The following is a 13,291-nucleotide window of genomic DNA, read 5'->3' on the forward strand; positions in this document are numbered from 1 at the left end:
CTATCCGCAACGCTGGCGGATATTTTTTACGCTGGAACAGACATTCACGCGCTCGCGCGTGTCATTTGCGATCGCATGCGAACACGGGCTCATCGGATTGGCCACAACGACGCCGTGCCCATGCAACACGTGTCGGGTTCAGTGTCGCGCAGCGCGTGCCGGTTTCCGCACGCAGGAGGAAGACATGGAACCAGACAGAAGCATCCCGAATATCGGCGGCGGGTTGGCCGGCGCGCATGCGGAAGCCGGCTCGCCGCAGGCGCTCCTGGACGCGATCGTCCGTGGCGTGGAAGGCCGCGGCATCCCTGCCGGTACTGATTGGCCGACGGCAAAGCAAAGCCTCGCGGACAACGACGGGCAGTGGAAATTCTCGGCGGTGCTGGTCGCAATCGTCGCGCGGCGCGAGCCGACGATCCTGCTGACCAAGCGTGCGTCGGATCTCAGTGAATACTCGTCGCATGTGAGTTTTCCGGGCGGACGCCCGGCCGAGTCCGACCGCGATATCGGCGCGACCGCGTTGCGCGAGGCGTTCGAGGAAATCCGCCTCGCGCCCGATGCGGTTCGCGTGGCCGGCAGCTTGCCGATTCATCAAACCAGAAAGCGCCATCACGCGATCTTTCCCGTGATCGGCATCGTGCCGGAAACGGCGAAATGGGAGGCGGCGCCCGCGGAAGTCGCGGAGATCTTCGAGTTTCCGTTCGCCGCGCTGCTGAATCCGGATCTGCCGCGCCAATACACGGACGGCGAGCGCACGGGCGCGTGGTACTGGGCGGAGCAGACGCAGGACATCTGGGGCGTGACGGCGTTCATCCTGAAGTCGCTCGCGGGGCTGGTACGCGATGCCGTGCGCTGACGGCGTGCATGACGGTCGGGTTCCTGCGCACGTCAATGCGACGACACGAACTCCGCATCCTCGAAGGCCGCCGGAATGGTGAAGCTTTCTCGCATGCGCTGCGTTTCCTTCGCCGGCGTCAGGCCGAACAGGCGCTTGAATTCGCGGCTGAACTGCGACGGGCTCGCATAACCGACCGCGTAGCCGGCCGCCTCCGCCGTCAGGTCCTCGCGCACCATCAGCAAGCGCGCCTGGTGCAGCCGCGTCGACTTCAGGTACTGCATTGGCGACACCTGCGTGATCGCCTTGAAGTGGCTGTGAAAGCTCGGCACGCTCATGCCGGCTTCGTCGGCCAGTTGCGGCACGTCGAGCGGCTGCGCGTAATCGGCGTGGATCACGCGCAGTGACCGGCCGATCCGGCCGAACTGCCCGCGCATCGCCAGCGCACTCCGCATCGCGCTGCCCTGCGCGCCGGTGAGCACGCGGAAATACAGTTCGCGCAGCAGTGAAGGGCCGAGCACCGCGGCGTCGAGCGGCCGGTGCATCGCCTCGACGAAACGCAGCACCGACGCGTGCATCGTTTCATCCATCGGCGTCGACATCATGCTCCTGGGCGCCTGCACGGGTTCCGCCGTGCCGGCGCGGTCGATCTGCGCCGCGAGTTCGGCGGCCATCGTGAAATCGAGGTGCAGGTACAGCGCGAGCAGCGGGCGCTCGGACGTGGCGTCGGTTTCCATGCTGAACGGCACGGGCACGGATACCGCCAGGTAGTGATGTTCGTCGTACAGATAGCGCCCGCCACCGAAGTAGCCGCGCTTGCAGCCCTGGCACACGATCACGATGCCCGGGTCGTACAGCACCGGCGTGCGCGACAGCGCGCGGTTCGAGCGCAGGATGCGCACGCTCGGCAGTGCCGTCAGGTTGTAGCCTTCATCGGGCGCCAGCGCGCGCAGCAGCGTCACCAGGCGCTTCCGGTCGCGCGGCGGCAGCGACGGGGATCGGGCGGAGGTGGAATCGGTGCTCATAGTTTTGTGCAAGAAAATCAGCGGAATCGGGCTTATTCGACGTGGTTCGTCAGACTAGTATGCACGCTCCAATCGACATTCGGGAGAAGCTCAAATGGCATCCGGCAACCTCATGCTCATCACCGGCGTCAGCAGCGGCTTTGGCCGTGCGCTCGCGCAGGAGGCGCTCGCGGCGGGTCACACGGTGGTCGGCACCGTGCGAAGCGCGCAGGCGGCGCGGGATTTCGAAGGGCTGTCCGCGCAGGCGTTCGCGCGGGTGCTCGACGTGACCGACTTCGATCGCATCGACGGCGTCGTGGCGGACATCGAGGCAAACGTCGGACCCGTCGACGTACTGGTGAACAACGCGGGCTACGGGCACGAAGGGATCATGGAAGAAGCGCCGCTCGCCGAGATGCGCCGGCAGTTCGACGTGAACGTATTCGGCGCGGTCGCGATGATGAAGGCAGTCGTGCCGTTCATGCGTGAACGGCGGCGCGGACACATCCTCAACATCACGTCGATGGGCGGTCACATCACGATGCCGGGCATCACTTACTACTGCGGCAGCAAGTTCGCGCTGGAAGGCATTTCCGAATCGCTTGGCAAGGAGCTTGAGCCGTTCGGCATCGCGGTGACGGCCGTGGCGCCGGGTTCGTTCCGCACCGACTGGGCCGGCCGCTCGATGCTGCGCACGCCGCGCTCGATCGCGGACTACGACGCGATCTTCGATCCGATCCGCCACGCGCGCGAAGAGAAAAGCGGCAAGCAGCTGGGCGATCCCGCGAAGGCTGCGCGGGCGATGCTCGCGGCGATCGCGGCGGACCATCCGCCCGCGCATCTGCTGCTCGGCAGCGATGCGCTGCGGCTGGTGCGCGGCAAGCTGGCGGCGCTGGACGAGGAAATCCGCGCGTGGGAAGCCGTGACGGTGTCGACGGATGGTTGACGTGCGGCGCCGCACGATCGTTCGCCCGTAGCGGGTTCGTCCACGTTATCGAAGCTGTCGACGATCATTCGCAAGTTGGCATCATCGTTTAACAAACCTGTCCGATAATGGCTGCCGGCCACAGCGCCGAGTTCAACCACCTTACAGGAGTCCATCGCGATGCCAACCGTCACAACGAAGGATCACGTCGAGATTTTCTACAAGGACTGGGGCCCGAAGGACGCGCAGCCCATCATGTTCCACCATGGCTGGCCGTTGTCCAGCGACGACTGGGACGCGCAGATGCTCTTCTTCGTCCAGAAGGGCTATCGCGTGGTGGCGCACGATCGTCGTGGCCACGGCCGGTCGGCGCAGGTGTCGGACGGCCATGACATGGATCACTACGCGGCAGATGCATTCGCGGTCGTCGAAGCGCTCGACCTGCGCAATGCGGTGCACATCGGTCACTCGACCGGTGGCGGCGAAGTGGCGCGCTACGTCGCGAAGCACGGCGAGCCGGCCGGCCGCGTCGCGAAGGCGGTGCTGGTCAGCGCGGTGCCGCCGCTGATGCTGAAAACCGAATCGAACCCCGAAGGCTTGCCGCTCGAGGTGTTCGACGGTTTCCGGAAAGCGCTCGCCGACAATCGCGCGCAGTTCTTCCTCGATGTGCCGAGCGGCCCGTTCTACGGGTTCAACCGCGAAGGTGCAACCGTCCATCAGGGCGTCATCCGCAACTGGTGGCGGCAGGGGATGGAAGGTAGCGCCAAGGCGCATTACGAAGGCATCAAGGCGTTTTCGGAAACGGACCAGACCGAAGACCTGAAGTCGATCTCCGTCCCGACGCTCGTGCTGCACGGCGAAGACGACCAGATCGTGCCGATCGCGGATGCCGCGCTGAAGTCGATCAAGCTGCTGAAGAACGGCACGCTGAAGACCTACCCGGGCTACTCGCACGGGATGCTGACGGTCAACGCGGACGTGCTCAACGCCGACCTGCTGGCTTTCGTGCAGGCGTAATGGTGTAGTTGGGTGTCGGCGCAGGCCCGCTTCGGCGGGCCGCGCTGTCGTTAGGGGCCGGCAGCGCGAGGTTGCGCCAATTGCACCGTCGGCAACGCGGCCGGTTCGCCGGCCGCAGTAGTCAGCCCGGACCGTTGAAGCGGATGCCCGGGAACGTCAGGCGCGGCATCCGGCTTTCCAGGAACGCGAGCAGTTCGCGCACTTGAGCGACCTTGGCGGAGTCTTCCGGCCAGACGAGGTAGTACGCGTCGCCGGTATTGACGGCCGTCTTGAACGGCAGCACCAGCTGCTTCTCGTCGATGGCGGTCGCACACAGCGCGAGATCGCCAATCGAAATGCCGTGGCCGGCAATCGCCGCCGCGATCCCCTGTTCTAGCATGTCGAACACCTGCCCGCGCGTGATGTCCACCTCGAGATCATGACCGCTGCCCTTGAGCCAGCGGCGCCAGTCGCGCCGATCGGGCGACGGGTGGATCAGCTCGCACGCCGCGGGATTCGCGCGTGCGACCGTCGCGGTCGCCCGTGAGCACACCGGGATCAGCCATTCGTCGAACAGCTTCACGCACTGCGTGGCCTCGCCGAACTTGCCTGCGCCGAGCAGGATCGCGCAATCGTAGGATTCGCTGAAAAAGTCGACGGTATCGACATCCATCCACACGCTCGCGATCTGCACCTCGAACGCGGGCCGCGTGTCGCGAAACGCGGCCAGAGCGTCGAGCAGCCGGCGCATCGTGAGCGTGGACGGCGCCTTGAGCCGCAGCACGTCGCGTTGCGACTGGAACAGCACGCAGGCCTCCTCGATCTGCCGGAAGCCGCGCCGCAGGCCCGACGCGAAGATGTGCGCTTCCGCCGTCACGGTCATTTTCGGGCCGCGCCGGACGAACAGCTTCCGGCCGAAGTAGGCCTCGAGTGTCCTGACGTGCTTGCTGACCGCGCTTTGCGTGAGGCTCAGTTCCTCGGCGGCCAGCGTAAACGAGCCGGTGCGCGCGGCGCTTTCGAACGCGCGCAACGCGTAGACAGGGGGAAGTGGTTTGGCCTTCACGGGTCTCGAATATGAATAAAACTCATGTCATCCGACAGGATTTTCCGTTTTTCAACAGCAGGCCGGGCACGCAATACTTCATAAAACCGTGCAATCCGGTGCGCTGAATCCCGATGATGCCACCGTGACGCGCACGCGCGTCAATTCATCCAACAACTTTTTGTCATGGCACTCCATTACCCGCTGCTGTTTGCCTATCTCGCCGCGATCGTGCTGCTCATCGCGACGCCCGGCCCGGTCGTCATGCTCGTGGTCGGCACCGTCGCGCGGCGCGGCTTCCGCCAGGGAATGCTGACCGCGGTGGGCGCGAATGCCGCGAGCCTCGTGATGATCGCGGGCGCGATGCTGATGGTGTTCGGCGTGGTGCTCGTCAGCGAGCGGCTGCTCACGGGGTTGCACGTGGCGGGTTGCGTGTTCATCGCGGTGCTGGCCGTCCGGACACTGCTCGGCGAATGGCGCGCAGGCCGGACGCGCGGCGGCAATGGCGCCGCGCAAGGCGAACCGGCATCGCAGGCGCGGCGCTTGCCGGGCGTCGTGCGCGGCTTTCTCGTCGGCATCGCGAATCCGAAGGACCTGCTGTTCTTCGTCGCGTTCTTTCCGCAGTTCGTCGGCATCACGCCGGATTCGCGCGTGAGCCTGGCCATCCTGGCCGCGCTGTGGATCGCGGTCGATTTCACGATCCTGACCAGCTACATGGCCGCGATCAACCATCCGCTGATTCATCGCAAGCAGCGGTGGATCCCGGCGTCGTCGGCGGGCGCGCTGCTCGTGATTGCGCTCGCCGGGCTCGGCGGGGCGATCGCGGGTGTCGCATAAGCCTGCCGGCGATCTGCGTTACGCTTCGTTTGCCCCAACGCCTTTATCGAGTTCAATCATGTCCAGCACCCCCCCGACTTTCTCCGAACACCTCTTTTCCTATGGCACGCTGCAGCTCGAACCGGTGCAGCTCGCGACCTTCGGCCGCAAGCTCGACGGTCGTGAGGATGCGATGCCCGGTTACGCGATGACGATGCTGAAGATCGACGATCCGGAAGTGGTCGCGACGAGCGGGAAGACGCATCATCCGGTGGTGGCCTATACCGGCCAGTCCGGTGATCGTGTGACGGGCACCGTGTTTGCGATCACACCGGAAGAACTGCAGCACGCGGACGACTACGAAGTCGACGCGTATCGCCGCGATCGCGTGGTGCTCGAGTCGGGCGTCGCTGCGTGGGTGTACGTGGACGCGACTTCGCCGCGACCGGCGTAAATCCGGAGCGAGAACAGGCGGGCCGCCGCCGCGCCTTGGCCCGCTAGTCGTTGCGCAGGAACACGACGTAGCCGCGGAACCACGGGTTCGTCGCGAGGTACGGCGGCGCGTCCCATTCGCCGCCCTGGATGATGCCGATGCGAAACGGCAACTGCAGCCGCGCGACGCGCGGCAGGTAGTCCGCATAGTCGGGGATCGTGCGGCGGCCCTGGTAGGTCTGCACGACCACTTCGTCGACGATCCCCCTGAGCTGGTTGACCTGGTCGGTATCGATGCGGCTGCTCCAGTCGAGCAGCCCGGTGATGCTCAACCGGCAATCGGCAGGCAGTGTCTCGCGCAGCGACCGCAGGAATTCGAGGTAATCCTGCAGGTGGCGCGTGCGCGCATCGAAGTCGATCTGGATACCGGTGATCGTGCGGCCCGACGCGCGCCAGCGCGTGAGCTGCGCGAGCATGATCTGCGTGACGCGCGGCGTCCAGCGCAGCGTATGCGCACGATAGACGAGCCACAGGCGCGCCTGCGGCGCGGGCGGCAGCGCGACGCCCTGCGCGATCACGCGGACCTGCGACTCGTCCCGTGGCGACGCCTCGATCTGCCCTTGCAGCACGTAGACGGTGCGTGCGCCATGCACGACCGCCTGCGGCTTCACGCCCGCCCACAGCCAGAATGCGTCGTACCGCGCGGCGTCGACGGTGCCGGCCAGTGCGACGCGTCCGGCCAGCAGCAGCGCGATGCATGCTACGCACGCGATTCGCTTCACGCGGCGCTTACCAGTAGTAGCGGAGTTTCTGCGCCCACGGGCTGCCCGCGTAGCTGGCCTTCAGCGCATCGAACCAGCGCTTGCGCACGTTCTTCGGCACGTCCTTGCCGCCGCATTCGTTGGAGCCGGCCGGCGCATAGCACTTGATCGCACGGTAGTACGCGTAGGCGCGGTCGTTCGGGTTCGCCTGCGCATCGGCCATCACCGTCACGTAGCTCGACATCCGCTCGTACGGCTTGCCCGCGAACTGCGACGGCGCGCCGCCGAGCGTCGGCGGGATGCGCGAAGCGGCCGGCGTCGATGCGTTGCGCATCCACAGCGGCACGGGATCGCTTTCGAGGCCGGACGCGGGCGGGTGCAGGCGCACGAAATCGGCGAGACAGTTCAGCCCCTTCGCATCGGCGGGATTCTGCTGGAGTGCCGCGGCGATCTCGTTCGCGGACGGGCACGCATAACCGTCTTCGTTTTTGGCGCCGGCTGCGATGAACGGCTTCAACGGATCGGCAGGCTTGCCGGACACCAGCGCGGCATCGGCGATGAACTCGGCGTAGTGCGAACGCGTGAGCTCCTTGTACAGCAGCGTGTACAGCGCGGTGTCGCGCAGCGCGCCGCCGGTCGCCTGATTTTGCGCCTGTGCGCGCAGCAGGTCTGCATTGGCCGAGCGTTGCAGCAGCACGGCGCGGATCGCGGCGTTCTGCACCTGCGAATCGTCGGCGAATACGTCGTTGACGAGCCCGGCCTGCTCCAGGTTGATCGCGAGCGCGAGTTCCAGCGCCTCGCGCTGGAAGCGGAATTTCGCGAGCGGGATCAGGTCGCGCCACAGCTGGCGCGCCTTGTCGGACTGGCCGCTATCCTCCAGCGCGAACCCGCGCAGCGCCTGCTGGCTCAGGCCGAAGTAGTCGAGCGGTTCCGCGGGCGTCTGCGGCAGCAACGCGAGCGCGGCGTCCGGCTTGTGCCCGATCTGGACGTACCAGGTCGCAAGCAGGTAATCGTAGAGCGCGGGCGCGTTCGCGAAGCGCGGCTTCTGCGCCTGCAGGTCGTCCAGCGTCAGCGGCTTGGCGCGGCTCGAGTCGCTGTTTTCCGACGTGCGCATGCGCAGCAGGTCGACGGTCGCGAGCACGGTCGGCGACTGGATCTGGTTCGCGTCGTAATCCGACCCGAACAGCAGCTTGCTGTCGAGTTCGTTCGCCAGCTGGATCAGCGGCACGTTCGACGTCGCCGGCGACCAGCGCGCGAGCGCGTGGCCGTACAGGTCGGCCTGCTGCGTGACGTTGCCGCCGAGCCACGCGACACGCCGCAACAGCCCCGTCGCGGAGGTCGCATAGCGCCCCTGCGGATACACCTTCAGGTAAGTGCGAAACACCGTATTCGCGGCGTCGAGCGACACCTTCGTCACGCGGCCGCGCGTCGGCGTGGGGCTGTCGTTGTCGAACACGTTGGCCTGCGCGGCGTTCAACTGCGCGCGCCCGGCCATATAGAGCCCGGTTTCCTTCAGCCATGGGTTCGCGCTGTGCGACGCGCTCGCGAAGGCCCTGGTCGCGGTGAGGAAGTCGGCGCGGTAGAACGCGTTCGTGCCGTCGAGGTACGCGGCGAACTGCTGGCCGAGCGGCGACTTGACCGGCGGTTTCGTCCAGGCGGCGCTCGCGCCGCCCGTGGCGCAGGTCTTCTGCGCGATGTCGGCGCGCGCCGCGCGCAGGCGCGTGGCTTCATCGGCGGGGAGGCCGCCGGCACCGCCCAGTGCGTCGTTGAACGCATCGGCGCCCGAGGTCATGCTGCGGCAGATGCTGCCTTCGCCGTCGGCGTACTGATTCGACGGTGTTCCGGTATCCGCTGCGCCGCCGGCCTTGTCGGGTTCCTTCTGCCCGATCGAGATCCACCCGGAAAAGTCCATCGGAAACGGCACGATGATCTGGTTGATCCGGTCTTTCGCCGGGATCGTCTTCGGGTCCGGAAACGCCTGCGCGACCTTGGCGCTGTCGACCATCATCAGCATCGCGTTGATGCGCGTGTCGTTGGCGGGGGTCAGTATCGGCAGGTTGCCGCAGAAGTACGCATTCTGCCGGAGCGTGGCCGGCGCTTCGCAGCTGTCGTCCGAGCTGGCATGGGCGCCGGGAATCCAGAGCAGGCTGGCCGCCAGCGCGGCGAACAGGTTTCGGTGCAGCAATGGGCTATTGGGCATTTTTTCTTGTGCCGGGTGTAGGGCCGCAGCGGCCGGGTCTCTCAGGTGAGGCGTTTCGCCCCGGCGCGTATCGTACCGCACCGGCCGCTTCGGTCGCGAGCGCGCGCAGGCCGGCCGGCAGTCGCGTCGAATGCGGGCCTGCGAAATGGAAGTCCACTCAGTGTAGACGCAACGCCACCTTGAATCCGGACCGCCTGAATTAAGATGCAGCCGGCAGTGACGGACCTCCGACGATAGACGGCCTGTCGTCGTCCGCGCTGCCCGACGGGGGCGGTCTGCCGAAAGCGGCGTTTGCATCGATCCGCACGACGGAGTCGATCATGAGTGAAAGCAAGCGGATGCCGGTTTCCATGCCTGTTCAATAGTATTGCTTATCAATCGGCCGATCGATGCGATGCATCGTATGGCGAACGGCAGACGAGAGTGCGCCGGATCACGAAAACAAGAGGATTCCGATGAAACCCATTACATGGATGGTCATGGCAGTCGCGCTCGCGCTGACCGCCTGCGGCGGCGACGACGTTGCCACGAACGACGGCGCGTCGTTGTCGTCGCCGAACAATCCCGGTTCGCCTTCCGGCCCGACGTTGCCCGGTGGCGGTTCGAATGGCGGGCCGACGGGCGGCGGCGGGACGACGCAGCCGCAGGCCGGCTGGTCGAAGGCTGCCGCCGTGGACGGCAAGGGCCCGGAAGGCCAGCCCAGCGTAACCATCGACGCGAGCGGCAACGCGCTCGCGACCTGGATGACCAATGGCCCGGCCGGCACGTCCGGCAACGAGATGTGGGGCGCGCGCCATGTGGCGGGCTCGGGTTGGGGAAGCGCGACGCGGCTCGACACGAGCGACGGTTCGCATGCGATGAACACGCTGATCGGGGTGCAGCCGCAACTGGTCGGCAACGCGAGCGGGCAGGCAGTCGCGTTCTGGACCGAATGGACGCCGGGCCCCAACACGTACGCCCTGTGGGCGCGCCCGTACAGCCCGGCAAGCGGATGGGGCACGCCGGTCACACTGGCGCCGGACATGGCCGGTTCGTCCTATTCGGCCGGCATGGACAGCCAGGGCAACGCGCTCGTCACCTGGACGCAGTCGATCAGCCTGCTCGATACGCGCATCGCGTGGACGCGCTATACGCAGGCCGGACAGTGGTCGCCGACGGCGCTGGTCCAGATGCCGGTGCAGAGCGGGCCGGGCGCCGTGACCGGCGATACCGACAACGTGAGGCCGATGCTGTCGGTCCTGTCGTCCGGTCGCGCGGTGCTGGCGTGGCGGCAGACCAACCATACGAAGTCGGCGCTGTGGACGGCCACGTACGACGCGACCAACGGCTGGACCAACGTCAACCAGGTCGTATCGAACTCGAGCCTGTTCACGACGATCATCTCGCCGGTCGCCGGCATGGACGCGAAGGGCAACATCACGCTGGTCTGGGGGCAACTCGACGTGACGGGCGGGAAGCTCTACACCGCCACGATGTCGCAGCGCTATGTATCCGGAACCGGATGGCAGCCCGTGCAGCCCGTCGCCCCGGCGATCGTGGTGCCCACGGGATTCATCCCGACGCCGATGCTGACCGTCAACGAAAACGGCGTGGCCGCCGCGATGTGGGCGGACGGCGGCGCGGTCCTGCAGGCGAGCGTGTCGGATGGCAACGGAACCTGGGGGCCGCTGCAGAAGCTGACGGAACACCTGAACGGGGCGGCGCTCCAGTACCCGCCGCTGGTGATCGACCCGGCCGGCAACGTGACGGTCGCCTGGGAGGACACGGGCACGCCGAACGCGTCGGTTCTCCTCGTGGCCGGCTACCGGAACGGCGCGTGGAGCACTGCCACGCTGGATCCGCAGGATGGGACGTGGCCGGCGCTGGCGGTCAACGCGGCCGGGGCGATGGCGCTCGTCTGGCAGGGGTTTGCCGCGAATATCGGCAGCCAGATCCAGTCCAGTTTTTATACGCCGGGCTCGTAATCGTGTCGCGGCGGGCATTCGAAGGAGAAACCATGAAGAAAGTCTTGCAGCGCACGTGCACCTTGCGGGCCGTGCTGGGCGCGGCGGTCGCCGGCCTCGTGTTGTCCGCGTGCGGTTCGACGCAGATGAACATGATCGACGTGCAGGCGTCGACCGCGAAGACGCTCGGGCTCGCGTCGTCGGACGAGATCACGGTCGCCAACGTGCAGTATGGAACGAAGGACGGGCTGGGCGGCCAGAAGGTGAGTTACGACGCGACGACCGGCAAGGGGCGGCGTTTCGGCTGTACGGTGTTCATGATTCCGGGGCTCACGCCGATCGATCGGCCGACGTACAACAGTTGGGAATGCCATCCGCAACGCTGATGGCCGCGGTGACGACCGCGCCCGCCGCAGGGCGCCGGTCGGCCGCTTCGGTGGACGACATGCCGCGCCGGCCTTGCGCCGGCGCAATTTGGTCCGATAATCGACGAACCGATCTATCCTCTCGTGTCGGTTCGATAAAAAAACTGTCATGGATCAAGCGGCATTCGTCCCTGTTTTCAAGTTTCGCACGATCGACTACCCCGAGCAGGACCGGTTCCACGTCTGGGTCAAGGACATGCTGTGCGACTACCGTCTGGATGACGACGGTGGGCACGGCGCGTTCGACGCGGAAGCGAGCGGCGCGGCGCTCGGCCCGCTGATCCTGTCGGGCCGGCACTGGCGGTCGCGCGCACCGGCCTATCGGGTCAATCGGACCACGCGGCGGATCCGCCTCGACGGCCAGGATTCGATCCGCTTCACGCTGCTGCTCGGCGGGCGGCTGGCCAGCCACACCGGCGGGCCCGAGCTGGTCAAGGGTGCCGGCGACGTGTTCGTCTACGACGTCGCGCAGGTCAACGACTGCAGGGTCGAGGCCGGCGACGTGATCAGCCTGGTCGTGCCGAGATACCTGCTGCCGAGCCATGCCGCACAGGCGCACGGCCAGACGCTGACGAGCGGCGTGGGGCGGCTGCTCGGCGACCACATGCTGTCGCTGTTCCGCAACCTGCCGAATCTGCGCACGCACGAGATCCCGAGCATCGTCCAATCGATGCTGCTGCTGCTGGGAGCGGCCATTTCACCGACCGCGCAGGCGCTGAACGACGCACGCGGCCCGATCGACGGGGCGCTGGCCGAGCGGGTCCGGCGTTACATCGACGTGCATCTGCTGGAGCCCGATCTCGATCCCGACCGGATCTGCCGCGACATCGGCGTGTCGCGAGCGCGGCTCTACCAGCTGTTCAAAGAGGACGGCGGCGTGATGCGGCAGATCACGCGCCGGCGGCTGCGCCATGCGTACCACGTGCTGGGCGACCCGCAGCGCCGGCATCAGCGCATCGCGGAAATCGCGTGGGCGCATGGCTTTCCCGACGAGAAGTATTTCCACCGGCTGTTCAAGGCGGAGTTCGGCCATACGCCGAAGGAAACGCTCGAGTGTGCGACCGCGCCGATTCTGCTGCCATGCGATGCGGCCGAGGATCGATGGGCGGACGGCGGCCGCCTGACGGGATGGACGTTGCCGTTCGGCGTGCTCACCAACTGAGCGGGCGGCGCGTTCCGGCCGCCGCACGGCGGTTCGTTTCGTGCGTCACGCGTACACGCTGCTCGCTACACCGTCTTCATCGACATCGTCGATCGCGGCCCGCAAGTCGTCGATCGCCACCATCAGCTCGCGGACCTGCCGCAGCGACGGGTACTGGTGCAGCACGGCATGCCATTGCGGCAGCGTCAGCAGCGCGTGCCAGACGACGCCGAGGCCATCCGGATCGGCATCCGGCCGCTGCGCGAGCGCGCTCGCGTATTCGAGGCTGGCCTGCGCCGACAGCAACTGCATCCGGCTTGCGGCGCCGAGCAGGCGCGGCGTCGTGTCGGCGGATGCATCGCAGCAATAGAGCACTTCCCGTGGCAGCGTCGCTTCGTCGGTCGTCAGCGCGTGCAGCGACGCCCCGTGCACGCGCACCGTGCCCTGGTGCGTCTCGAATGCATAGATCGTGTCCGGGTCGGCCTGCGCGAGCAGGTTCAGGCCGCGCAGCAGTCGCGGCAGGTCGGTCGTCGCGGCATCCGCGGACGCCTTCGCTTCGACGAGGAAGCGCACGTTCCACGCGGGCGCCGGGTCGTCGCCGCGCGTGCGTTCGAGCAGGATCGCGTCCCATTCGGTTTTCGCGCGATCGTGGCGGCCCGGAATCGATGACGGCACGCGCATCGACGTCACCACCCGGTACGTGCGGCGCGCGTCGACGGCGTCGAGCCGGCGCGCCAGTGCGTCGAGCGCCTGCGCGGCCAGCGCTTCGACGGC

The 13,291-nt window shown here is 67.0% G+C and carries 12 protein-coding genes and 1 pseudogene; 8 read left to right on the forward strand and 5 right to left on the reverse strand.

From position 1 onward, the window contains the following. Positions 1-184: 184 nt before the first annotated feature. Positions 185-853 (forward strand): CoA pyrophosphatase, encoded by a 669-nt coding sequence (locus G3N99_RS06690; protein WP_206121977.1) that lies wholly within the window; start codon positions 185-187, stop codon positions 851-853. A 32-nt stretch (positions 854-885) separates the two neighbouring features. Here G3N99_RS06690 and G3N99_RS06695 read toward each other — a convergent pair whose 3' ends face one another. After that, complete coding sequence (locus G3N99_RS06695; RefSeq protein WP_206121978.1) at positions 886-1,857, reverse strand: AraC family transcriptional regulator; 972 nt, start codon at positions 1,855-1,857, stop codon at positions 886-888. A gap of 94 nt (positions 1,858-1,951) precedes the next feature. Between G3N99_RS06695 and G3N99_RS06700 the strand changes: the two genes are divergently transcribed. Next, positions 1,952-2,782, forward strand: coding sequence for an oxidoreductase (locus G3N99_RS06700; protein WP_206121979.1), 831 nt, complete (start codon positions 1,952-1,954; stop codon positions 2,780-2,782). A 159-nt stretch (positions 2,783-2,941) separates the two neighbouring features. Next, entirely contained in the window at positions 2,942-3,778 is an 837-nt protein-coding gene (locus G3N99_RS06705) for an alpha/beta hydrolase (protein WP_206121980.1), read from the forward strand. Between the two features lie 121 nt (positions 3,779-3,899). On the opposite strand, the gene G3N99_RS06710 is transcribed toward G3N99_RS06705, so the two are convergent. Next, positions 3,900-4,820, reverse strand: a complete 921-nt coding sequence (locus G3N99_RS06710; protein WP_206121981.1) for a LysR substrate-binding domain-containing protein — start codon at positions 4,818-4,820, stop codon at positions 3,900-3,902. A gap of 165 nt (positions 4,821-4,985) precedes the next feature. Between G3N99_RS06710 and G3N99_RS06715 the strand changes: the two genes are divergently transcribed. Then, positions 4,986-5,636 carry a LysE family translocator gene (locus G3N99_RS06715; protein WP_206121982.1) on the forward strand — a complete coding sequence of 217 codons (651 nt, stop codon included), beginning with the start codon at positions 4,986-4,988 and terminating at the stop codon, positions 5,634-5,636. A gap of 58 nt (positions 5,637-5,694) precedes the next feature. Then, positions 5,695-6,069, forward strand: coding sequence for a gamma-glutamylcyclotransferase family protein (locus tag G3N99_RS06720; RefSeq protein ID WP_174932647.1), 375 nt, complete (start codon positions 5,695-5,697; stop codon positions 6,067-6,069). 43 nt (positions 6,070-6,112) lie between these two features. Here the strand turns inward: G3N99_RS06720 and G3N99_RS06725 are convergent, their stop codons facing one another. Both G3N99_RS06725 and G3N99_RS06730 read right to left on the reverse strand, forming a co-directional pair. Beyond that, positions 6,113-6,829 (reverse strand): DUF3142 domain-containing protein, encoded by a 717-nt coding sequence (locus G3N99_RS06725; protein ID WP_206121983.1) that lies wholly within the window; start codon positions 6,827-6,829, stop codon positions 6,113-6,115. A 7-nt stretch (positions 6,830-6,836) separates the two neighbouring features. After that, positions 6,837-9,008: a hypothetical protein gene (locus tag G3N99_RS06730; protein WP_206121984.1), complete on the reverse strand. Its 2,172-nt coding sequence runs from the start codon at positions 9,006-9,008 to the stop codon at positions 6,837-6,839. Positions 9,009-9,463: 455 nt separating this feature from the next. Here G3N99_RS06730 and G3N99_RS06735 point away from each other — a divergent pair, with 455 nt between their 5' ends. The 3 genes from G3N99_RS06735 to G3N99_RS06745 all read left to right on the forward strand — a co-directional run bounded on the left by G3N99_RS06735 (position 9,464) and on the right by G3N99_RS06745 (position 12,538). Then, positions 9,464-10,972 (forward strand): hypothetical protein, encoded by a 1,509-nt coding sequence (locus tag G3N99_RS06735; protein ID WP_206121985.1) that lies wholly within the window; start codon positions 9,464-9,466, stop codon positions 10,970-10,972. 32 nt (positions 10,973-11,004) lie between these two features. Then, positions 11,005-11,337, forward strand: a complete 333-nt coding sequence (locus tag G3N99_RS06740) for a hypothetical protein (RefSeq protein ID WP_206121986.1) — start codon at positions 11,005-11,007, stop codon at positions 11,335-11,337. Between the two features lie 148 nt (positions 11,338-11,485). Next, complete coding sequence (locus tag G3N99_RS06745; RefSeq protein ID WP_206121987.1) at positions 11,486-12,538, forward strand: helix-turn-helix domain-containing protein; 1,053 nt, start codon at positions 11,486-11,488, stop codon at positions 12,536-12,538. A gap of 45 nt (positions 12,539-12,583) precedes the next feature. Here the strand turns inward: G3N99_RS06745 and G3N99_RS06750 are convergent. Continuing rightward, a pseudogene (locus tag G3N99_RS06750) lies at positions 12,584-13,291 on the reverse strand (3-deoxy-D-arabino-heptulosonate 7-phosphate synthase); the annotation flags it as partial.

Origin of the sequence: Burkholderia sp. Ac-20392, assembly GCF_017104585.1 — a bacterium.
GTDB classification, from domain to species: Bacteria; Pseudomonadota; Gammaproteobacteria; order Burkholderiales; family Burkholderiaceae; genus Burkholderia; species Burkholderia lata.